Annotated in this window: 20 protein-coding genes; 9 read left to right on the top strand and 11 right to left on the bottom strand. The window is 73.0% G+C overall.

From position 1 onward, the window contains the following. Window positions 1-31 precede the first annotated feature (31 nt). Genes AB0K80_RS04770 through AB0K80_RS04750 form a run of 5 tightly spaced genes read right to left on the bottom strand, consistent with a single transcriptional unit; the run spans window position 32 to window position 4,296 of the window. Complete coding sequence (locus AB0K80_RS04770; protein WP_365665784.1) at window positions 32-778, bottom strand: NADH-quinone oxidoreductase subunit I; 747 nt, start codon at window positions 776-778, stop codon at window positions 32-34. Beyond that, window positions 778-1,746 carry a complex I subunit 1 family protein gene (locus AB0K80_RS04765; RefSeq protein WP_365665782.1) on the bottom strand — a complete coding sequence of 323 codons (969 nt, stop codon included), beginning with the start codon at window positions 1,744-1,746 and terminating at the stop codon, window positions 778-780. The genes AB0K80_RS04770 and AB0K80_RS04765 overlap by 1 nt, the downstream gene beginning before the upstream one ends. After that, window positions 1,743-3,233, bottom strand: coding sequence for an NADH-quinone oxidoreductase subunit C (locus tag AB0K80_RS04760; RefSeq protein WP_365665780.1), 1,491 nt, complete (start codon window positions 3,231-3,233; stop codon window positions 1,743-1,745). Before AB0K80_RS04760 ends, AB0K80_RS04765 begins: the two co-directional genes overlap by 4 nt. Further along, window positions 3,230-3,883, bottom strand: coding sequence for an NADH-quinone oxidoreductase subunit B family protein (locus AB0K80_RS04755; RefSeq protein ID WP_365665779.1), 654 nt, complete (start codon window positions 3,881-3,883; stop codon window positions 3,230-3,232). Before AB0K80_RS04755 ends, AB0K80_RS04760 begins: the two co-directional genes overlap by 4 nt. After that, a complete protein-coding gene (locus tag AB0K80_RS04750; protein WP_365665777.1) occupies window positions 3,874-4,296 on the bottom strand; it encodes an NADH-quinone oxidoreductase subunit A in 423 nt (140 codons plus the stop codon). The genes AB0K80_RS04755 and AB0K80_RS04750 overlap by 10 nt, the downstream gene beginning before the upstream one ends. 234 nt (window positions 4,297-4,530) lie before the next feature. On the opposite strand from AB0K80_RS04750, the gene AB0K80_RS04745 reads away from it, so the two are divergent. From AB0K80_RS04745 to AB0K80_RS04725, 5 genes are all read left to right on the top strand, one after another. Next, a complete protein-coding gene (locus AB0K80_RS04745; RefSeq protein ID WP_365665775.1) occupies window positions 4,531-5,745 on the top strand; it encodes a sensor domain-containing protein in 1,215 nt (404 codons plus the stop codon). Window positions 5,746-5,932: 187 nt separating this feature from the next. Continuing rightward, window positions 5,933-7,306, top strand: a complete 1,374-nt coding sequence (locus tag AB0K80_RS04740; RefSeq protein ID WP_365665773.1) for a sensor domain-containing protein — start codon at window positions 5,933-5,935, stop codon at window positions 7,304-7,306. Between the two features lie 188 nt (window positions 7,307-7,494). Further along, window positions 7,495-8,154 carry a response regulator transcription factor gene (locus tag AB0K80_RS04735; protein WP_365665861.1) on the top strand — a complete coding sequence of 220 codons (660 nt, stop codon included), beginning with the start codon at window positions 7,495-7,497 and terminating at the stop codon, window positions 8,152-8,154. 141 nt (window positions 8,155-8,295) lie between these two features. After that, the gene (locus AB0K80_RS04730; RefSeq protein ID WP_365665771.1) at window positions 8,296-10,224 is read left to right on the top strand and encodes a 2-oxoacid:acceptor oxidoreductase subunit alpha; all 1,929 of its coding nucleotides are present in this window, start codon (window positions 8,296-8,298) and stop codon (window positions 10,222-10,224) included. Then, window positions 10,217-11,296, top strand: coding sequence for a 2-oxoacid:ferredoxin oxidoreductase subunit beta (locus AB0K80_RS04725; protein ID WP_365665770.1), 1,080 nt, complete (start codon window positions 10,217-10,219; stop codon window positions 11,294-11,296). The genes AB0K80_RS04730 and AB0K80_RS04725 overlap by 8 nt, the downstream gene beginning before the upstream one ends. Window positions 11,297-11,330: 34 nt before the next feature. Here the strand turns inward: AB0K80_RS04725 and AB0K80_RS04720 are convergent, their stop codons facing one another. Next, window positions 11,331-11,720, bottom strand: coding sequence for a helix-turn-helix domain-containing protein (locus AB0K80_RS04720; protein ID WP_365665768.1), 390 nt, complete (start codon window positions 11,718-11,720; stop codon window positions 11,331-11,333). A gap of 90 nt (window positions 11,721-11,810) precedes the next feature. Between AB0K80_RS04720 and AB0K80_RS04715 the strand changes: the two genes are divergently transcribed. The 4 genes from AB0K80_RS04715 to AB0K80_RS04700 all read left to right on the top strand — a co-directional run bounded on the left by AB0K80_RS04715 (window position 11,811) and on the right by AB0K80_RS04700 (window position 15,546). After that, window positions 11,811-12,665 (top strand): SDR family oxidoreductase, encoded by an 855-nt coding sequence (locus AB0K80_RS04715; RefSeq protein WP_365665766.1) that lies wholly within the window; start codon window positions 11,811-11,813, stop codon window positions 12,663-12,665. A gap of 125 nt (window positions 12,666-12,790) precedes the next feature. After that, a complete protein-coding gene (gene rarD / locus AB0K80_RS04710; protein ID WP_365665764.1) occupies window positions 12,791-13,810 on the top strand; it encodes an EamA family transporter RarD in 1,020 nt (339 codons plus the stop codon). A gap of 149 nt (window positions 13,811-13,959) precedes the next feature. Continuing rightward, the gene (locus AB0K80_RS04705) at window positions 13,960-14,427 is read left to right on the top strand and encodes a VOC family protein (RefSeq protein WP_365665762.1); all 468 of its coding nucleotides are present in this window, start codon (window positions 13,960-13,962) and stop codon (window positions 14,425-14,427) included. Between the two features lie 150 nt (window positions 14,428-14,577). Further along, window positions 14,578-15,546, top strand: coding sequence for a M28 family metallopeptidase (locus AB0K80_RS04700; protein WP_365665760.1), 969 nt, complete (start codon window positions 14,578-14,580; stop codon window positions 15,544-15,546). A gap of 2 nt (window positions 15,547-15,548) precedes the next feature. Here the strand turns inward: AB0K80_RS04700 and AB0K80_RS04695 are convergent, their stop codons facing one another. From AB0K80_RS04695 to AB0K80_RS04675, 5 genes are all read right to left on the bottom strand, one after another. Beyond that, a complete protein-coding gene (locus AB0K80_RS04695; protein ID WP_365665759.1) occupies window positions 15,549-17,042 on the bottom strand; it encodes a tetratricopeptide repeat protein in 1,494 nt (497 codons plus the stop codon). A gap of 181 nt (window positions 17,043-17,223) precedes the next feature. Then, window positions 17,224-17,811 carry a hypothetical protein gene (locus AB0K80_RS04690; RefSeq protein WP_365665757.1) on the bottom strand — a complete coding sequence of 196 codons (588 nt, stop codon included), beginning with the start codon at window positions 17,809-17,811 and terminating at the stop codon, window positions 17,224-17,226. Beyond that, window positions 17,801-19,456, bottom strand: coding sequence for a hypothetical protein (locus AB0K80_RS04685; RefSeq protein ID WP_365665755.1), 1,656 nt, complete (start codon window positions 19,454-19,456; stop codon window positions 17,801-17,803). The genes AB0K80_RS04690 and AB0K80_RS04685 overlap by 11 nt, the downstream gene beginning before the upstream one ends. 8 nt (window positions 19,457-19,464) lie before the next feature. Then, window positions 19,465-20,127 (bottom strand): hypothetical protein, encoded by a 663-nt coding sequence (locus tag AB0K80_RS04680; RefSeq protein WP_365665753.1) that lies wholly within the window; start codon window positions 20,125-20,127, stop codon window positions 19,465-19,467. 197 nt (window positions 20,128-20,324) lie between these two features. Then, window positions 20,325-21,359 carry a peptidoglycan DD-metalloendopeptidase family protein gene (locus AB0K80_RS04675; protein ID WP_365665751.1) on the bottom strand — a complete coding sequence of 345 codons (1,035 nt, stop codon included), beginning with the start codon at window positions 21,357-21,359 and terminating at the stop codon, window positions 20,325-20,327. Window positions 21,360-21,503 lie beyond the last annotated feature (144 nt).

The raw sequence follows: 21,503 nt of genomic DNA, 5'->3' as shown, positions 1-21,503 counted from the left end.
ACGGCGACGGCTGCGGTCGCTGCGGCGAGGCTCATGCCCGGCCCTCCTGTCCCGGCCTGGGCTGGTCCGTCTGCTGCTGGGAGTCGCCCATCGGGCGGGTGGGACCTTCGGCCGCGCGGGACTGCTCGTCGGCGTGGGGCTCGGTGCCGGACGCGGGCGGCGCGGTGCGTGCCGCGCCGGGCCTGGGCGTCCCACCGGTCTCCACGGCCTCGGCGGTTTTGATGGCTCCGGCGGTCTCGGCGGCCTCGGCCTGCTGCTGGGCCGCCAGCTTCTCGGCGGCCTTGCGGGCGGTGGCGAGTTCCTTCGGCTCCTCCGCGCCGGGGTCGAGAGCCGGCGGGGCGGGGACCGTCCACATCCACTCACGGAGCTTGTCGCGCTCGTGGGTGAGGTCGCGGATGTCGGTCTCGGCGTACTCGAACTCCGGGGACCAGAACAGGGCGTCGAAAGGACAGACCTCGATGCAGATACCGCAGTACATGCACAGGGAGAAGTCGATCGCGAAGCGGTCGAGGACGTTGCGGCTGCGTTCACGGCCGCCCGGGGTCGCCGCCGGGATCGTCTCCTTGTGGGAGTCGATGTAGATGCACCAGTCCGGGCACTCGCGGGCGCACAGCATGCAGACCGTGCAGTTCTCCTCGAACAGGCCGATGACACCGCGGGTGCGGGGCGGGAGGTCGGGCTGGACGTCCGGGTACTGCTCGGTGACGGTCTTCCTCGTCATCGTGCGCAGGGTGACGGCCAGGCCCTTGGCGAGCCCGCTGCCAGGGATGGGGGCCATCAGAGGAACACCACCTTCACGATGCCCGTGAGGGCGATCTGGGCGAGGGAGAGGGGCACGAGGAGGGTCCAGGACAGCTTCTGGAGCTGGTCCTCACGCAGGCGGGGGTAGGTGACGCGCAGCCAGATCACGAGGAACGCGAGGAGCGCGGTCTTCAGCAGGGTCCACACCCAGCCGAGGCCGTCGGCGCCCCAGGGGCCGTGCCAGCCGCCTAGGAACAGGACGGTGGTCAGGCCGCACAGCACGATGATCCCGGCGTACTCGGCCAGGAGGAACAGGGCGAAGCGCAGGCCGGTGTACTCGGTGTACGCGCCGAAGATGATCTCCGAGTCGGCGACCGGCATGTCGAACGGCGGGCGTTGCAGCTCGGCGAGCCCCGCCACGAAGAACACGATCGCGCCGACGATCTGCCAGGGCAGCCACCACCACTCGAAGGCGTCGAGGATGCCGGGCAGGGAGACGGTGCCGGCCGCCATCGCGACGGAGGCGGCGGCCAGCAGCATCGGCAGTTCGTAGGCGAGCAGCTGGGCGGCGGTGCGCAGGCCGCCGAGGAGGGAGAACTTGTTGGCGCTGGCCCAGCCGGCCATGAGCGAGCCGAGGACGCCGACGCCCATGACGGCCAGGACGAAGAACACGCCCGCGTCCAGGACCTGGCCGACGGCGCCCTCGCCGGGGCCGATCGGGATGGCGAGCAGGACGAGCAGGTACGGCAGGAGGGCGACGGCCGGCGCGAGCTGGAAGATGCGGCGGTCCGCGCCCGCCGGGACGACGTCCTCCTTCTGCGCGAACTTGACGCCGTCGGCGATGAGCTGGGCCCAGCCGTGGAAGCCGCCGGCGTACATGGGGCCGAGGCGGCCCTGCATGTGGGCCATGACCTTGTGCTCGGTCTGGCCGACGATCAGCGGGAAGGTGAGGAAGACGACGAAGACTGCCAGGAGACGCAGGGCGACGTCGAGTGCGTCGTTCACCGCTGGCCTCCTGTGGGGTCTTCGGGGGTTTCTGGGGACTGCCGGGTTTCCGGGGTGTCTGGGCTCGGTGAGGTGTCCTGGTTTTCCGGGTTGTCGTCAGGACCAGTGCCTCGGGACGTCCCGGATGGCTGCGACGGCCCGGGGGCCGGCATCAGCGCGGCCTCGGGCGACGGCTGGGGTTCCGGTTCCTCGTAGGCCGGGCGGGCGTGGTGCCAGGGGGCGTCCGGGCTGCGCGGGGCCCTGGGGGCCTTCGCGGCACGGTCCTTCGGGCGCGTGGTCGCGGCGTCCGCACGGTCCTGCGGGCGTACGGTCGCGGCGTCGTCGCCCGGGGCCGTCGCGGGTTCCGTGTCTCGCGGCGCGGACGCGTCGGGGCCCTGCGACGCTGCGGCGTCGGACCCCCGCGGCGCCACGGCACCCGGTCCCTGCGGCGCTGCGGCGTCCGGTCCCTGCGACGCTGCGGCCGCGGAACCCCGCGACGCTGCGACCTCGGAACCCGGCGCCGCTACGGCGTCGGACTCCGCCGGCGCCGCGTCGCCGGACGCCGACCGCTGGGACGCGGACCCCTCCGACGCGTTGCGCGCCCGGCGCGGGCCGGCAGGAGCACCGGCCCCCGCCCGCTGCGACGCCGAACCCTCACCCGCGCTCCGAGCCCGGCGCGGGGCGGCAGGAGTGCCCGAATCCGCGCGCTGGGACGCCGAGCCGTCTCCCGCGCTCCGTGCGCGCCGGGGGGCGTCGCGTTCTCCGGTCGCGGCGGGGGATGAGGCGCCTCCGGTCGGTGCCTCGGGGGCGGGGACGGCCTGGCTCGCCGAGCCCTCCGAGGCCGTGCGGGTACGGCGTACGGGGCGGTCGCCCGCCGCGCGGGCCGCCGGGCCCCGGGTCGCGCCGCGGGCCGGACGGGCGGGGGCGGGGGGCAGTTGGCCCTTGAGGGGACCCCACTCGTTCGGGTCGGGGACGCCCGGGGGCAGCATCTGGCGGCGCTTGGGGCCGCCGTGCTCCGGCTCCCCGGGCTCCTTGGCGCCCGGCCAGGTCTTGGCGACCCGGGCCGCCAGGACGAAGTCCTTGCGCAGGGGGTGCCCCTCGAAGCCCTCGGGCAGCAGCAGATGGTCCAGCGCCGGGTGGCCCTCGAAGACCACGCCGAACATCTCGTGGGTCTCGCGCTCGTGCCAGGCCGCACCCGCGTAGACGTCGACCGCGCTGGCCAGCACGGGCTTCTCGTGCGGCACGGTGGTGCGCAGCAGCAGCCGTCGTACGGGGGACGGGGACAGGGCGGCGAGGTGCGCGGCGACGCGGAAACCCGTGCCCGGTTCGTCGACCGCGCTCAGCCAGTCGAAGTAGGTGCAGCCCAGCCGGTCGCGCGCGGTCTCCAGGGCGGAGATCCAGGCGGTCGGCGGAACGTCGACGGTCAGGACCTCGTACGACTCCTCGGCCGTGGCCTGCGGGCCGAACAGTTCCTCGGCGTCGGCGGGCAGCCAGCCGACGGCGGTCATCGGCCCTCCTCCCCCGCGCCCGGGGCCCCGCCGGAAGCCGGAGCCTCATCGACAGCCGGAGCCGTGGCCGGTTCCGTGGCCGCCGGCGGCCGTACCAGGCCGCTCTGCAACGCCGCCGCCGACGGGCGCGCAGTCCCGTACCGCTCCCCCAGCGACTCGCGGGCGATCTTCTCCTGGAGCTTGAGGATGCCCTGGAGGAGCGCCTCGGGACGCGGCGGGCAGCCGGGGACGTAGACGTCCACCGGGATGATCTGGTCGACGCCCTTGGTGACGGAGTACGAGTCCCAGTACGGGCCGCCGCAGTTCGAGCAGGCGCCGAAGGAGATGACGTACTTCGGCTCGGGCATCTGCTCGTACAGGCGCTTCACCGCCGGGGCCATCTTGTCCGTGACCGTGCCGGAGACCACCATGAGGTCGGCCTGGCGCGGGCCCGGCGCGAAGGGGATCACGCCGAGGCGGATGAAGTCGTGGCGGGCCATCGACGCGGCGATGAACTCGATCGCGCAGCAGGCGAGGCCGAAGTTGAAGACCCAGAGCGAGTAGCGGCGGCCCCAGTTGAGGATCACCTTCATCGGCTCGGGCGCGAGGCGCGACAGGGCACCCAGCCGCTTCGGCTCGGGCAGCAGAACGGGCTCGGGGGTCACGTCCATGCCAGGACGCCCTTCTTGTATGCGTAGAGCAGGCCCACGGCGAGGAAGCCGAGGAAGATGAACATCTCCACCAGGGTCGTCGCGCCGTAGCCGGGGGCGGCGAAGACGGTGGCCCAGGGGAACAGGAAGACCGAGTCGACGGCGAAGATCACGTACAGGAAGGCGTAGACGTAGTAGCGGACCTGGGTGTGGGCCCAGCCCTCGCCGACGGGGTCGACGCCGCACTCGTACGTCAGCAGCTTCTCGGGCGTGGGCACCACGGGCCGCAGCAGCCGTCCCGCGCCGAACGCGACGGCGACGAACAGCACACCGACGACGGCGAGCAGTCCGACGGCCGAGTAGGACTCGAAGTAGTCCGCCGCGACGACGGTCGCATGCACGACGGTCGTCCCGACGACGGTCGGTTCCGGCACGTCCGTCCCCTCGCTCCCTGACTCTGCGACGACTCTTGCGACGACTCTGCGACGACTCTCGCGACCCTCGTGAACGCCGCTGTTCGACGATCTGTACGCACGGGAGTCTAGGCCCTGATAAAGGCACGGTAAGCAGCCCGTCACCGCGCTGCATGCGGGGGTGGGGTTTACCCCAGGGAATCGTGGCGGTTCACCTCATGGCGCGGGCACCGGCCGCCGGGCACGCTTACGCACATGACCGAACGCTACCCGTCGTCGAGGACGGCGCAGGACGACCACCCGCCGCCGCCTCGTCTCGCCTACGACCGGACCACCTGGAAGGAGATCGCGCACCTGCTGGCGAACCTTCCGGTGTCGCTGCTGGGATTCACCTACGTCGTGACGGTGCTGTTCACCGGCCTGGGGCTGACCGTCACGGTGATCGGGTTCCCGCTGCTGGCGGTGGGGCTGGCGGGCGCGCGGCAGCTGGGCAGGGTGGAGCGGGCGCGGGCCAGGGCGCTGCTCGGCGTGCGGGTGGACGAGCCGAGCCGGCTGCCGCTGCGCGGCACCGGCGGGATCGTCGCCCGGTTGTGGCTGGCGCTGAAGGACCCGGTCGGGTGGCGCACGGTGCTGTACGAGCTCGTCCGGCTGCCCTGGGGTGTCCTCACCTTCACTGTCACGCTGGTGTCGCTGTTCGTGCTGTGGCCGGTGCTGCCGTTCCTCGCCCGGGGGCTGGCCAACGTCGACCGGGTGATGGTGCGGGCGCTGCTGTCGCCGTCCGACGAGCTGGAGCGGCGCATCGCCGAGCTGGAGTCGGACCGGGGCGTGGTCGTCGACACGGCGGCGGCCGACCTGCGGCGCATCGAGCGGGACCTGCACGACGGGGCGCAGGCCCGCCTGGTCAACCTGGCCATGGGTCTGGGCCTGGCCAAGGAGAAGCTCCTGGAGGGGCAGGCCGACGAGCACGTGGCGGCGATGGTCGAGGAGGCGCACGGCGAGGTGAAGCTGGCGCTTCAGGAGCTGCGGGACCTGGCCCGCGGCATCCACCCGGCCGTGCTGACGGACCGCGGCCTGGACGCGGCCCTGTCCTCGGTGGCCACGCGGTGCACCGTCCCGGTGCAGGTGACGGTCGACCTGGCGGAGCGGCCGGCCCCGGCGATCGAGGGCATCGCCTACTTCACGGTCTCGGAGCTGCTGCAGAACATCAGCAAGCACAGCGGGGCGAAGGCGGCCTCGGTGGACGTGTGGCGCACGGACGACCGGCTGCTCATACAGGTGTGGGACGACGGCCGCGGGGGCGCGCGCCTGGACGGCGGTACGGGCATGAAGGGCCTGGCGGACCGCCTGGACGCCGTGGACGGCCTGTTCGTCGTGGAGTCACCGGAGGGCGGCCCGACGACCATCACGGCGGAACTGCCGTGGCGCGACCGCCCGGTGACCGCCGGCACGGCCACCCGGAAGGCGCACTGACCCGCCGCGGGCCGGCGGGCCCGGGCACCCGGGCCCGCGAACCCGAGTGGAACCGATTGCCCCCACCTCACAGGTGGGGAAAACCCCCCGCTCAAGACCCCGACGAGCTTCATGGTCCGCCGGTCCGCGGCGCAGGAGGGTGGAGGTACGACAGGACAGCCGCAGGACGAGGAGAAGGACGACGCCGATGGCCACGCAGTACGAACAGGGTTACGGGCTCGACGGGCGGCCGGGCCGGCCCGGGTATCCCGGTGGTGCCGGCCAGCAGCGGTACCGGCTGCCGGCCGCGCTGCGGGCGCCGGTCGAGGCCCGCTCCTGGCGGGAGCTCGGCCATGTGCTGCTGAGCCTGCCGATCGGCGTCGTGCTCTTCACGTACGCGGTGACGATGGTGTCGCTGGGGGCGGGCCTGCTGGTGACGTTCCTCGGCATTCCGGTGCTGGGGGCGGGGCTCGCGGGCTGCCGCTGGTTCGGGGCGCTGGAGCGGCTGCGGTCCCGGGCCCTGCTGGGCCTGGACGTGGCCGACCCGGAGCCGCTGCGGGTGCGCAAGCACGGCGCGGCGGCCTGGATGGGGGCCGTGCTGAAGAGCGGCGCCTCGTGGCGGGCCCTGCTGTACGGGCTGCTGATGATGCCGTGGGCGGTGTTCTCCTTCACCGTCACCGTGACCGTGTGGACGCTCGGCTGGGGCCTGCTGACGTATCCGCTGTGGTTCTGGGTGTTCCCCATGTACGCCGGCCAGGACGGCATCCAGCTGTACGGCGACGAGACGCACCGGGTCTACCTGGACAACCCCTTCGAGATCACGGTGACGGCGCTCGTGGGGCTGTTGTTCACCATCGCCGCGCCGTGGATCGTACGGGCGCTGACGATGGTGGACCGGATGCTGGTGCACGGGCTGCTCGGCCCGTCGCGGCTGGTCACGCGGGTGGTGGAGCTGGAGTCGGACCGGGGGGTCGTGGTCGACACGGCGGCGGCCGACCTGCGGCGCATCGAGCGGGACCTGCACGACGGGGCGCAGGCCCGCCTGGTCAGCCTGGCCATGGATCTGGGCCTGGCGAAGGAGAAGCTGCGGGAGGATCCGCAGGCGGCCGCGCGGATGGTGGACGAGGCGCACGGCGAGGTGAAGACGGCGCTGCAGGAGCTGCGGGACCTGGCCCGCGGCATCCACCCGGCCGTTCTGACCGACCGGGGCCTGGACGCGGCACTGTCGGCGGTGGCGTCGCGGTGCGCGGTGCCGGTCGAGGTCGAGGTGGACCTGGCGGAGCGGCCGGCGCCGGCGATCGAGGGGATCGCCTACTTCACGGTCTCGGAGCTGCTGCAGAACATCAGCAAGCACTCCCGGGCCACCTGGGCGGGCGTCGAGGTGTGGCGGGCGGAGAACCGGCTGATGCTCCAGGTCGTGGACAACGGCGTGGGCGGGGCGGACCCGTCCCGGGGCTCGGGTCTGGCGGGACTGGCGGAGCGGCTGGACGCGGTGGACGGCATCCTGCTCGTGGACTCCCCGGCCGGCGGGCCGACCCGGGTGACGGCGGAACTGCCGTGGCGGTCCGCGCACGTCAGGTGAGCCTCGCCCGCCCGTCCCCCGGCGCTGGTCGACAACCAGCCATTCCACGGCCGGAACCCGTCCCCGCCCCTCCTGGCCGCCCCCTCTTGGCCTCGCCCGCCAGCATCAACCCCCCGATGCTGGAATGCTTGACCTGTCGTACGGGCAGAGCGGGGCTGTGGGGGGGCCGAGGGATCGTGGGAGACAGCGTGCGGGTGGTCATCGCCGAGGACTCAGTGCTGCTCAGGGAGGGCCTGACCCGGCTGCTGACCGACCGCGGGCACGAGGTCGTCGCCGGGGTCGGTGACGGCGAGGCACTGATCAAGACCATCACCGAGCTGGACGCGCAGGGCGAGCTGCCGGACGTGGTGGTGGCCGACGTACGGATGCCGCCGACGCACACCGACGAGGGCGTGCGGGCCGCGGTGCGGCTGCGCAAGGCGCACCCCGGGCTGGGCGTGCTGGTGCTGTCGCAGTACGTGGAGGAGCGTTACGCCACGGAGCTGCTGGCGGGTTCCAGCCGCGGGGTCGGCTATCTGCTCAAGGACCGGGTGGCGGAGGTGCGGGAGTTCGTCGACGCGGTGGTGCGGGTGGCCCAGGGCGGGACGGCCCTGGACCCGGAGGTCGTCGCGCAGCTGCTCGGGCGCAGCCGCAAGCAGGACGTGCTCGCGGGACTCACCCCCCGGGAGCGGGAGGTCCTGGGGCTCATGGCCGAGGGCCGGACGAACTCGGCGATCGCCCGGCAGCTCGTGGTGAGCGACGGTGCCGTCGAGAAGCACGTCAGCAACATCTTCCTGAAGCTGGGGCTGTCCCCGAGCGACGGCGACCACCGCCGGGTGCTGGCCGTGCTGACCTACCTGAACTCGTGAACCGCTGGCCCGGCACTCGAGAACTCGTGTCCAACATGCGAATGACCCCAGGAAGGGGACCCTTACGGACGTAGGGTTGATCCTGGGAGGGCCTGCGGGAAGGCCGCTTCCGGACAGCCGCCTCGAGGGAGGTCCAGTTCAGTGACCAGCCAGGTCAGCAGCCCAGCGGAGCAGGCCGACAAAGCCGTCGCGGGAGAGCAGCGCAAAGCGGCCGGGGCGAAGGACGTCCGTCGCCTCGACCGGGTGATCATCAGGTTCGCGGGGGACTCGGGTGACGGGATGCAGCTCACCGGTGACCGCTTCACCTCGGAGACCGCGTCCTTCGGCAACGACCTGTCGACGCTGCCGAACTTCCCGGCCGAGATCCGGGCGCCCGCCGGCACCCTGCCGGGCGTGTCGTCGTTCCAGCTGCACTTCGCCGACCACGACATCCTCACCCCCGGTGACGCGCCGAACGTGCTGGTGGCGATGAACCCGGCCGCGCTGAAGGCGAACATCGGCGACCTGCCGCGCGGCGCGGAGATCATCGTCAACACGGACGAGTTCACCAAGCGGGCGATGCAGAAGGTGGGCTACGAGACCAGTCCGCTGGAGGACGGGTCGCTGGACGGCTACCAGGTGCACCCCGTGCCGCTGACCACGCTGACCGTGGAGGCGCTGAAGGACTTCGACCTCACCCGCAAGGAGGCCGAGCGCAGCAAGAACATGTTCGCCCTGGGTCTGCTGTCGTGGATGTACCACCGGCCGACCGAGGGGACGGAGAAGTTCCTGCGGACGAAGTTCGCCAGGAAGCCGGACATCGCGGAGGCGAACATCGCCGCCTTCCGGGCGGGCTGGAACTTCGGCGAGACCACCGAGGACTTCGCGGTCTCCTACGAGGTCGCGCCGGCCGCCAAGGCGTTCCCGCCCGGGGTGTACCGCAACATCTCCGGCAACCTGGCGCTGGCGTACGGCCTGATCGCCGCCTCGCAGCAGGCGGATCTGCCGCTGTTCCTGGGCTCGTACCCGATCACCCCGGCCAGCGACATCCTGCACGAGCTGAGCAAGCACAAGAACTTCGGTGTGCGCACCTTCCAGGCCGAGGACGAGATCGCCGGGATCGGCGCCGCGCTGGGGGCCGCCTTCGGCGGGTCGCTGGCGGTGACGACGACGAGCGGCCCGGGCGTGGCGCTGAAGTCGGAGACGATCGGCCTGGCGGTCTCCCTGGAGCTGCCGCTGCTGATCGTGGACATCCAGCGCGGCGGGCCGTCGACCGGTCTGCCCACCAAGACCGAGCAGGCGGACCTGTTGCAGGCGATGTACGGCCGCAACGGCGAGGCGCCCGTGCCGATCGTCGCGCCCCGCACCCCGGCGGACTGCTTCGACGCCGCCCTGGAGGCGGCCCGGATCGCGCTGACCTACCGCACGCCGGTGTTCCTGCTGTCCGACGGCTATCTCGCCAACGGCTCCGAGCCGTGGCGGATCCCCGAACTGGACGAGCTGCCGGACCTGCGGGTGCGCTTCGCGCAGGGCCCGAACCACACCCTGGACGACGGCACCGAGGTGTTCTGGCCCTACAAGCGCGACCCGCAGACGCTGGCCCGCCCCTGGGCGATCCCGGGCACCCCGGGCCTGGAGCACCGCATCGGCGGCATCGAGAAGCAGGACGGCACGGGCAACATCTCCTACGACCCGGCCAACCACGACTTCATGGTCCGCACCCGGCAGGCCAAGGTCGACGGCATCGAGGTACCGGACCTGGAGGTCGACGACCCGCACGAGGCGAAGCTGCTGGTGCTGGGCTGGGGATCGACCTACGGGCCGATCACCGCGGCCGTGCGGCGGCTGCGCAACGCCGGGGAGTCGGTCGCGCAGGCGCACCTGCGGCACGTCAACCCCTTCCCGCGGAATCTGGGCGAGGTGCTCAGGCGTTACGACAAGGTGGTGATCCCCGAGATGAACCTCGGCCAGCTCGCCACCCTGATCCGGGCGAAGTACCTGGTAGACGCCCACTCGTACAACCAGGTGAACGGCATGCCGTTCAAGGCGGAGCAGCTCGCCACGGCGCTCAAGGAGGCCATCGATGGCTGAGACGTCCACGGAAGGCACGGGCACGATCGAGGCGCTCTCCCTCGTGCCGAAGGCCGAGGGACGGCAGTCCATGAAGGACTTCAAGTCGGACCAGGAGGTGCGCTGGTGCCCGGGCTGCGGGGACTACGCGATCCTCGCGGCGGTGCAGGGCTTCATGCCCGAGCTGGGTCTGGCGAAGGAGAACATCGTCTTCGTCTCCGGCATCGGCTGCTCCTCGCGCTTCCCGTACTACATGAACACCTACGGGATGCACTCCATCCACGGCCGCGCCCCCGCCATCGCGACCGGCCTGGCCGCCTCCCGCCGGGACCTGAGCGTCTGGGTCGTCACCGGTGACGGCGACGCGCTGTCGATCGGCGGCAACCACCTCATCCACGCGCTGCGCCGCAACGTCAACCTCAAGATCCTGCTGTTCAACAACCGGATCTACGGGCTGACCAAGGGCCAGTACTCGCCGACCTCCGAGGTCGGCAAGATCACCAAGTCGACGCCGATGGGCTCGCTGGACGCGCCGTTCAACCCGGTGTCGCTGGCGATCGGCGCGGAGGCGTCGTTCGTGGCGCGGACGGTGGACTCCGACCGCAAGCACCTGACCGAGGTGCTGCGCCAGGCCGCCGCCCACCCGGGCACGGCGCTGATCGAGATCTACCAGAACTGCAACATCTTCAACGACGGCGCCTTCGACGCCCTGAAGGACAAGCAGCAGGCCGAGGAGGCCGTGATCCGCCTGGAGCACGGCAAGCCGATCCGCTTCGGCCGCGACGGCTCCAAGGGCGTCGTACGCGACCAGCTGACCGGCGACCTGAAGGTGGTCACGGTGACGCCGGAGAACGAGGACCAGGTCCTGGTGCACGACGCGCACTCCGCGTCCCCGACCACGGCGTTCGCCCTCTCCCGGCTGGCCGACCCGGACACCCTGCACCACACGCCCATCGGTGTGTTCCGCTCCGTCGACCGGCCGGTGTACGACACGCAGATGGCCGACCAGCTGGACACGGCGATCGAGCAGCACGGCAAGGGCGACCTGGCCGCGCTGATGGCCGGCGGCGACACCTGGACGGTCGTCGGCTGACGCCCCGTCCCCGGGGGCTGCTGACGACAGCCCTTCACGAGGCCCGGGCCTGGGCGGCCCGGGCCTCGTCGTATGCCTGGCGGGCCCGCTCGACGTCGTCCATGCGCCGCGCGGTCCACTCCGCGAGCGCCCGCACCTGTGCGGCGGCCTCGCGGCCCAGCTCGGTGAGGGAGTAGTCGACGCGCGGCGGGATGACCGGCCGGGCGTCGCGGTGGACCAGGCCGTCGCGCTCCAGGGTCTGCAGGGTCTGGGTGAGCATCTTCTCGCTCACCCGGCCGATCGCACGGCGCAGCTCGCTGAAGCGGTGCGGGCGCTCCAGCAGGCGGATCAGTACGAGGACGCCCCAGCGGCTGGTGACGTGCTCGAGCACCAGGCGGTGGGGGCACATGGCCTCTCCGTCGCCCTTCCAGTCACTTACTGCCATGCCAGTACCTTACTTCAAAGTGGGTACTTTCCAGCAGTAAGCGCTTCTTCTAGGGTTAGTGCCAACGCACCCCACCAGGAGAGTTCAGACATGAGCATCGTCGTCACCGGAGCCACCGGGCACCTCGGCCGTCACGTCGTGGAGCAGCTGCTGCAGAAGGTCCCCGCCGACCAGATCACCGCCGTCGTGCGCGACGCCGGCAAGGCCGCCGACTTCGCGGAGCGCGGTGTGCGGATCGCGGTCGCCGACTACAACGCCCCCGAGACGTTCGACGGTCTCTTCTCCGCCGGCGACAAGGTGCTCCTCATCTCCGGCAACGAGTTCGACAAGGGCCGCGTCCAGCAGCACAAGGTCGTGATCGACGCGGCCAACGAGGCCGGTGTCGCCCTGCTCGCCTACACCAGCGCCCCCGGCAGCCTGACCGCCGCGCTCGCCGACGACCACCGCGGCACCGAGCAGGCCATCCTCGACTCGGGCGTGCCCTACGTCCTGCTGCGCAACGGCTGGTACCACGAGAACTACACCGAGAACCTCGCACCGGTGCTGGAGCACAACGCGGTGGTCGCCGCCGCCGGTGAGGGCCGGGTCTCCACCGCCTCCCGGGCCGACTACGCCGCTGCCGCCGTCGCCGTGCTGACCGGCGAGGGCCACGAGAACACGACGTACGAGCTGGGCGGCGACACCGCGTGGAGCTTCGCCGAGTACGCGGCTGAGCTCAGCCGGCAGACCGGCAGGGAGATCACCTACAACGCCGTCTCGCCCGAGGTGCTCACCGGCATCCTGACCGGCGCCGGGCTGCCCGAGCCGCTGGCCGCGGTCTTCGCGGGCGTGGACGTCTCCATCAGCAAGGGCGAGCTGGTCGTCTCCACCGGCGACCTGAGCCGGCTGATCGGCCGTCCGACCACACCGATCTCCGAGGCCATCTCCGCCGCGCTCAAGGGCTGAACTCCCCCGGCGGGCCCTGAGCGCCCCCACCCCCGCCTGTCATGACCGTATGGCGATACGAACATGACAGGCGGGGGTGCCCGGCGGTACGGTCGGAAACGCGGCCGGCGTACGAAGGAGGGGCCATGGGCGGGAAGCCAAGAGGCGAGCGGCACATAGGACTGCTGAACGGCTTCGCCGCCTACGGCATGTGGGGCCTGGTCCCGCTGTTCTGGCCGCTGCTCAAGCCCGCCGGGGCGGTGGAGATCCTCGCCCACCGCATGGTGTGGTCGCTGGTCTTCGTGGGGGCCGCGCTGGTGGTCGTACGGCGCTGGGCATGGCTCGGCGAGCTGCTGCGGCAGCCGCGCAGGCTGGGGCTCGTCGCGATCGCCGCGACGGTCATCACCGTCAACTGGGGCCTGTACATCTGGGCGGTCAACAGCGGGCACGTGGTCGAGGCCTCGCTCGGTTACTTCATCAACCCACTGGTCACCATCGCGCTCGGCGTGCTGCTGCTGAAGGAGCGGCTGCGGCGCGTGCAGTGGGCGGCGGTGGGGATCGGCTTCGCGGCCGTGCTGGTGCTGACCGTCGGGTACGGGCAGCCGCCGTGGATCTCCCTGTGTCTCGCCTTCTCCTTCGCCACGTACGGGCTGGTGAAGAAGAAGGTCAACCTCGGCGGTGTCGAATCGCTCGCCGCCGAGACCGCCATCCAGTTCCTGCCCGCGCTCGGCTACCTGGTGTGGCTGACCGCGCGCGGCGAGTCGACCTTCACCACCGAAGGACCGGGGCACGCGGCGCTGCTCGCCTCCGCCGGAGTCGTCACCGCCCTCCCGCTGGTCTGCTTCGGCGCGGCCGCGATCCGCATCCCCCTGTCCACCATCGGCCTGCTGCAGTACATGACCCCGGTCTTCCAGTTCCTGCTCGGCGTCCTCTACTTCGGCGAGGCCATGCCGCCGGAACGCTGGGCCGGCTTCGCGCTGGTATGGCTGGCGCTGACGCTGCTCACCCTGGACGCGTGGCGCTCCGCGCGGAGCCCCAGGACCGCGAGCGGCACGCCGAGCGCCACCAGCCCGCCGGGTACCACCCGGCCGACGGGCACGGACAACGCCGTACGGAACGCCGACAGGGTGGCCTCGGAGCCCGCTCCGGTGGACGCCAGGCCGTAGGACCGGGGTGCCGCGGTGACCGCGCGGGCGCCGGGCGTCAACGGTACGGGTGGCGGGCGGCAACGGTACGGGTGGCGGGTGGGGACGCGCGGGAGGCCGGTGTGCGCTGGTCACCGCCGGTGTCAGTGCCTGGCGCTATAAGGGGACGCATGACACAGACGTCCCCCGCACCCCTGCACTGGAAGCTCGTCGTCGACGCCGGTGACCCGCACGCGCAGGCCGATTTCTGGGCCGCCGCGCTGCACTACGAGGTCGAGGACAACAGCGCGCTCATCGAGAGGCTGCTCGGGATGGGCGCGGTACCGGCCGAGCTGACGGTCGAGTTCCACGGCCGGCCCGCCTGGCGGGACCTGGTCGCCGTACGGCATCCCGGCGATCCGGTCGACGAGGAGAGCGGCACCGGTCTGGGGCGGCGGCTGCTCTTCCAGCGCGTGCCGGAGGCCAAGACGGTCAAGAACCGGCTCCACATCGACGTGCACGCGGCCCGGGGGCAGCGGGAGGACGAGGTGGCGCGGCTGGAGAGGCTGGGGGCGAGCGTGCTGCGTCGGGTGCGGGAGCCGGGCGGGGAGTGGGTGGTCATGGCGGACCCGGAGGGGAACGAGTTCTGCGTGCACTGACGGCGCGCCGCCCTGAACATGGCCAACTGCGTGTCCGGTTACGTGCCTTGACGGAAAGTCAGTCACAGCTTCACCATCCAGGGACCCCGTTCACTCAGGACTCCCCGTGGTCACCCCACAGGGTCTCCCCTGGCTTTCGGAGCCCCCCACATGAAGCTCTCCGTCTCCGGGCGTGCGGCGGCCGCCGCTGTCGTCGCGTCCGCCCTGCTGGTCACCGCCGGATCCGTCGCCGGTGCCTCGTCCGCTCCCCGGCGTGCCGCGGCCGTTCCCCAGCGCGCCGCGGCCGCGCCCGACATACCCGTGGCCGGCGTCAAGGCCCACCTCGCGCAGCTGCAGTCCCTCGCGACCGCCAACGGCGGCAACCGCGCGCACGGCCGGGCCGGGTACAAGGCCTCGCTCGACTATGTGAAGGCCAAGCTGGACGCGGCCGGCTACACCACCACCGTGCAGCAGTTCACCGCCTCCGGCCGCACCGGCTACAACCTGATCGCCGACTGGCCCGGCGGCGACACCAGCCGGGTCCTGATGGCGGGCTCCCACCTCGACAGCGTCTCCTCCGGGCCCGGCATCAACGACAACGGGTCCGGCTCGGCCGCCGTCCTGGAGACCGCGCTGGCGGTGGCGCGCGCGCAGTACAAGCCCACCAGGCACCTGCGGTTCGCCTGGTGGGGCGCGGAGGAGCTGGGGATCGTCGGCTCCCGGTACTACGTGAACAACCTGTCCTCGGCGAACCGCGCACGCATCAGCGCCTACCTGAACTTCGACATGATCGGCTCGCCCAACCCCGGCTACTTCGTCTACGACGACGACCCCGCCCTCGAGAAGACCTTCAAGGACTACTTCAGCGGCATCGGCGTGCCCACCGAGATCGAGACCGAGGGCGACGGCCGTTCCGACCACGCCCCGTTCAAGAGCGCGGGTGTGCCGGTGGGCGGGCTGTTCACCGGAGCGAGCCGGACGAAGACCGCCGCGCAGGCCGCGAAGTGGGGCGGTACGGCGGGCCAGGCGTTCGACCGCTGCTACCACTCCTCCTGCGACACCACCGCCAACATCAACGACACGGCGCTGGACCGCAACAGCGACGCCCTTGCCTACGCGGTGTGGGAGCTGTCGGAGTAGTCCTACGGTGTGCGGGCGGCACGGGCGGTGAGGCGGCCCATGCGGGCGTGGGCCGACTGGAGCTCCTCGATCTCGTCGGCGGCCGGGCCCTGCTCGGCGGTGAGCTCCGTCCACAGGCCGATGAGCTCGCCGCCGAGTTCCAGCCCCAGCAGGGGATCGCGCACCGCGCGCCAGGCGGTGGCCGCGCTGAGCACGTTGCCGTACGCGGCCTCGGCGTCGCCCGTGCGGCGGCGGACTTCGGCCAGGTCGAGGCTGAGCCGGAAGGCGCGTAGCGGGTTGCCCGCCAGGTAGGCGATGTAGGCGCTGAGTTCGCCCAGCCGGAGCACCTCGGGGTGCTCCGGTCCCAGCGTCGCCGACGCCTCGGCCACCGTCTGTTCCGCCAGTTCGGCCGCCGTCTCGATCCGTCCCGTCTTCACGGCCTCGTTGATACGGGCCGTGGGCTCCGCGAGGAGGGGGGCAGCGTCGGCCGGCGTGTCCGACGGATCGTCGCCGAGGACGGCTTCGGCCACGGCGTCGAAGCCGCGGGCGGGGGTGGGCTTGGGGTCGGGGTCATGGTCGGGATCGAAGGTCACGTCGGGGACGTGGGCGCGGGCGTGGGCCGGCGCCGGGGCGGGTGCCGGGGCTGGTGCCGGGGCAGGTGCCTGTTCCGGGTGCGGCTGCATGGCCGGGGGCGGGCCGAACACGCCGGTCGGGGCGGCGACCGTGCCCGGTGACGTGCCGTCCGCCGACTCCGGCACCGCTCGCAGGACGAAGGTGGGGCCGGAGGTGCCGGTGGGGTGGGGCTGCGGCTGCGGCTGCGGCTGCGGCTGCGGCTGCGGCTGCGGCGCGAACGCCGGGCCGGAGGTGCCGGTGGGCTCGGACTGCGGTTCGGGCACCGCGCGCAGGGGGAACGTGGGAGCGGTCTCGCCGAGTGACTGCGGCTCCGTCACCGCCCGCAGCGGGAACGTCGGGGCGGGGTCCTTCGGGGCGTCCTCCACCTGCCGCAGCGGGAAGGTGGGGGTGGCGTCCTTGGGGCCGTCCTCCACCTGCCGCAACGGGAAGGTGGGGGTGGCGTCCTTGGGGCCGTCCTCCACCTGCCGCAGCGGGAAGGTGGGAGCCGGGTCCCGCCGTGGCTCGTCCACCTGCCGCAGGAGGTGCGTGGGGACGTCCCGCTGGGGTTGCGGCTCCGCGGCTGCGGCGGCTGCCGGCGAGGCCGGCGGCGTGTGCGGCACCGGTGTGCCGGTGAGGTGGCTCGAGCCGTCCGTGTCGACCCGGATCGGCACGTCGTAGCCGATGCGCTCGTCGTGGACCGTTGCGAGGACCGGGTGGCCGGTGGCGAGGGCGATGCGGTGCAGGTGCTTCAGGACCGCGTGCTGGATCTCGTCGCCGGGAGCGATCCCGACCGGCACGCCCGAGATGGACGCGCCGCCCGCCCCGGGACCGGCCACGGGGACGTGTACGTCGAGCGGCGCCGCCACCGGCGTGGCCGTCTGCTTCTCGCGGCTTGGTCGAGACATCGGTTCCCTCACTCGCGGGGGCCAGGGGCTGGGCGGGCGGAGCGTCGGATTCCGTAAGCTCCCTCGGACCGCCTTCCCCGCCCCGGCGACAAGATGCGGTCGTGCGCTTGCTGTCGAGTCTCGCCGTTCACCGTCGGTCCTCACGTCACCGGGACGTCACAGGCTCGTTCCAGACGACGGGCTACCTGCGCGGGCTCCGTCCCGGTGCGGCGGGCAGGACCTGACGGCCGGAAGCCCGGACGGACTGTGCGTGCTGGGCCGAGAGGGCGTGCACGCGGCCGGGAGTGGCGGCCGAGCGGAGCCGGGCCGCCACGGCCGACGGCATGCGGGTGCCGCGGGCCAGGTCGCCGGCCAGCTGCGAGCGGAGCGCGCCGACCCGGGCCAGGTGGCGGTGCAGTTGCTCCGGCGGGAGGGCCTCCGCCGGCGTACTCGCCGCGGTGCGCACGGCCGCGGGGTGCGTCATGATCGGCGCGGCGCCGCGGGCACGGGCGCGTGCCGGGTCGAGGCCGGCCGAGCGCAGCGCGGCGGCCTGCTCACGGCGTGAGGGGGTGACCGCGTACGGCGTCTCGCTCCGGGACCGTCCGCGGGCGCCGACGGGGGCCTCCGGCCTGATGGTGCGCCAACTCACTGTGCCTGTGAGCTCATTGACGCTCACCTCGACGCGCACGCGCGGGGAACGGCGCCGTGCGGCCGCCGGGCGGCCCCCGGCTGCGTACGGCCGGGTGGACGCGGCGGCGTCGGGCTGCCGGGCAACGGGGTCACTGGCCATGGGCATGGGGGCTCCGTGTGGAGGGGGCGGCGGACTGGAGGCGGGCCCGTTCGGTCAACCGGCCCATGCGGGCGCGGGCCGCCTCGAGCTGGCCGGTGTCGGCCGCGGCGGGGCCGCCGTCGACGGCCAGCTCGCTCCACAGGCCGATCAGTTCCCGTCCCAGGGCCAGCCCTTCCGACGGGTCCGGCAGGGCTCGCCAAGCGGCGGCCGCGCCCTGCACGTTGGTGTAGGCGCGCGGGTCCTTCTGCCGCATGCGCACCCGGGCGAGTTCCATGGACAGGGCGAAGGAACGTCGGGCGTCGCCCGCCAAGTAGGCGATGTAAGCCGCCAGTTCCCGGAGCTGGAGCACCTCGGCGTGCTCGGCTCCCAGCGCCTGCGACGCCGACGCGATGGTCTGCTCCGCCATGGCCGCCGCCACCTCGATACGGCCCATCGCCACGGCCTCGTTGATCCGCTGGACGGGCTCCGCGAGCAGGGAGGGCACGGTACCTCCGGCCGGCACCCGGGCGGCGACGGCCCCGCCCGCGGGAGCGGGCTGTGCGGCGGGGGGCGGGGTGGGTTGTGCGGCGGCAGGTGGGGTGGGCTGGGTGGTGGGGGGTGGAGTGGGCTCGACCGGCACCGGCACCGGCACGGGCACCGGCACCGGCACGGGCGTGGGCTGGGGCGGCGCAGGCTGCGTGACGGGGCCGGGCGCCGGCACGCCAACCGCCGTCGCCTGGGACGGCACGGGCTGCACGGCAGGGCCGGGCGCCGACTCGCCAACCGCCGTCGCCTGGGACGGCACGGGCTGCGCAACAGGACCGGGCGCCGACTCGCCAACCGGCCTCGGCACGGCCGTCGGCTGGATGGCCGGAGGGTGGACGGCAGGGGCCGCCCCGGGCTCGCCCATCTGCACGGGCACGGGCGTCCGCTCGGCCCCCGCGGGCTGGGCACCGGGACCCGCCCCGGGCCGGCCACCGGGACCCGGCGCGGTCTCGGCGGCGGGCGCCGGCACGGGCGTGGGCTGGGGCCGCGCGGACTCGCCGACCGGCGCCGCACCGGCCACCGGCCGGACCTCCGCGACCGGGGCCTGTGCCGCAACGGGCGTCGCGGCCGGACCAGGTGCCGGATCGGGCGTCACCTCCGGGCCGGGTGCCGGATCCGGCACCGCTCTCAGCACCCGGGTGGCCTTGTCCCGGCGGGGCTGGGCTGCCTCGCCGGCCTGCGGCGGTCCGGCGACGGGCCGAGCCGCCACGCCACCTTCCACCACGGCCGGAGCCGACACAGCCCGCTCCTGATCCCGCTCGCCGGGCACACCCGGCCCCACGCCGGCGCCGGCACCCGCTTCCACGCCGCCCCGCACGGCCAGCCGCACCGGCTCCCCCGCGTACCGGCTCGACCCGTCCGCCGCGACCTGGATGGGCGTACGGAAGCCGATCCGGTCGTCGTCGACCGTCGCGGCGACGGGATGCCCGGTGGCCTGGGCCAGGCGGTGGAGGTAGTTGAGCACGGCCTCCTGGACCGACTCGCCGGGTCCCGCCACGACGGGGTGGCCTCCCACCGTGGCGGCCCCGTCGGCCGACACCCGCACGTCGATGGGGGTCAGCCCCGGCCCGGGTTCCGGCCGACTGTTCGCGTGGTTCGCGCCGCGCATGAATCTGGGCATCGGTTCCCTCACTGAGCGGAAGAGGCGGACGCCGAAACCGACGACGGCACGGGACTCGGCGGTTCCGCGGCCTCGACCACGGCCACGTCGTCCACCCGCCACGGCCGGCCGGCGGCCGAACGGACCAGCTTCACGTACGCGTTGAGCCGCGGCCCCCGGCCCGTCCAGCCGTCCCGGCCGTGCGCCGTGCCCTCGACGACGAGCGAGCGGTAGGCCACCTTCGCGCCGTCGCGCGGGGCGTCGTCCTCCAGTTCGCTGCTCACGGTCACCGTGGTCCAGGCACGGTGCCGGGCCCAGGTGTTCCAGTCGTCGCCGGGGCCGCTGGCGGGCCGGTAGGACCGTTCGGCGGCGGCCTTGCGCGGGGTGAACCAGCGCGCGGAGCGCAGCATCGCGTCGTGCGGGCTGGTGTCGTACTTGGTGTCGTAGCTGTACGCCGTCTCGGCCCAGGCCTTGGAGACCTCGGTGGCGTCCTCGTCGTCCACCGAGCCCGGCGTCGCCACGTGTGCGTCGGGGCCCAGCGGGCTGCCGGAGGGCACCGGTGCCTTGGGGGCCACGGACGGCTCCGCGGACGCCGACGGGCCGGCCTGCCCGGCGGGGTCGTCCCTGAGGTCGCGCAGCCCGCACCCCGTCAGGACGGCCAGGCCGGTGACGGAGGCGAGCAGGACGGCCACCGCCCGGTGCGCCGCACGCGGCGAACCCGCCCCCGCGCGCGGCCACCGCGCCGCCGGCCGGCCCGCCGGCACCCCGGAGCCCTTCCGCGCCGGCGCCCCCGCACGCGTCCGCGCAGGCGCTGCCGTCCGTGCGGTCCTCATCGTGTCCCCCTCACCTGTCCCGTCCCGGGGCAGCCCGTCCAGACCCGTCCCGTCCACTACTTCAACCCCAGCCACGGTGCCGGGTCCACGTACTTTCCGTCCTGCATGACCTCGAAGTGGGCGTGCGGGCCGGTCGAGTAGCCGGTGGAGCCGACCGCTCCGACCCGCTGGCCGACCTTGACCTGCTGGCCCACGGCGACGTTGAGGGACGACATGTGGTTGTACGTCGTCGAGATCTGCCGGCCGTCGATGGTGCCGTGCGAGATGACCACCCGGTTGCCGTAGCCCCGGGACCAGCCCGCGAAGGTCACCTTGCCGTCCCGGGCGGCGTTGAACGGCGTGCCCGCCGGGGCGGCGAAGTCGATGCCGGTGTGCAGCTTGTAGACGTGCAGGATCGGATGCATGCGCATGCCGTACGGGGAGGTGACCTGCGGCTTGCCGGGCAGCGGCAGGGCCATCTGCTGTCCCGGCGGGATCTTGCCCGGCGCGTCGTCGACCGACGCGTACTTGGGGATCAGCGACTTGATGCGGGCGACGTAGTTCTGCGTCTCGGTGTACGGGGGTATGCCGTGGTACTGCTCCACGGCGCCCGGGCCCGCGTTGTAGGCGGCGAGGGCCAGGTCGAGGGTCTCGCCGGAGGCCTTCCCGCGCTTCTTGTACCCCTCGACCTGCCGGGCCAGGGCACAGTCGTACCGGCCCTGCGCCATGATCGCGTCCCCAGGGTCGTAGGGCGAGGCGCGGCCGTTGCCGTCGTCGTCCCGGCCCCAGGTCTTCCAGGTGCCGGGCATGAACTGCGACAACCCCTCGGCACCCACGGGTGACTTGGCGTTGGGGTTCCAGCCGGACTCGGCCTCGATCTGGGCCGCGATGACCGCCGGTTTGATCACGTCGCACTGCGCGCCCGACTTGAGGACCCAGGGCACGTACTGCGCGGGCACCGAACCGCTCTTCAGCCCGCCTCCCACACCGTCGCCGTCGGCCTGGGCGTCCACGTCGCCGCTCACCGCCACCATCATGATCACCGGCATCATGACGGCGGCTATCCCGCCCCCGACCACCCAGGCCGTGGCGCCTCCCCCGCTCTTCGACATCCGCTCCCCTCAGCGTCAAGTCCCGGTGACTCTGGACCGGTTGAGTCTCACCGGTGATGTGCTGAGGGTGCGTCACCAGCACGTCACAAAGTCGTCCCAGAGCCTCACAGGGCGTTACCTGTCACGGCGTCATCAGAGATGATC

It is taken from the genome of Streptomyces sp. NPDC052682 (assembly GCF_040678435.1).
GTDB lineage: Bacteria > Actinomycetota > Actinomycetes > Streptomycetales > Streptomycetaceae > Streptomyces.
This window is presented reverse-complemented; position numbering and strand designations above follow the sequence as displayed.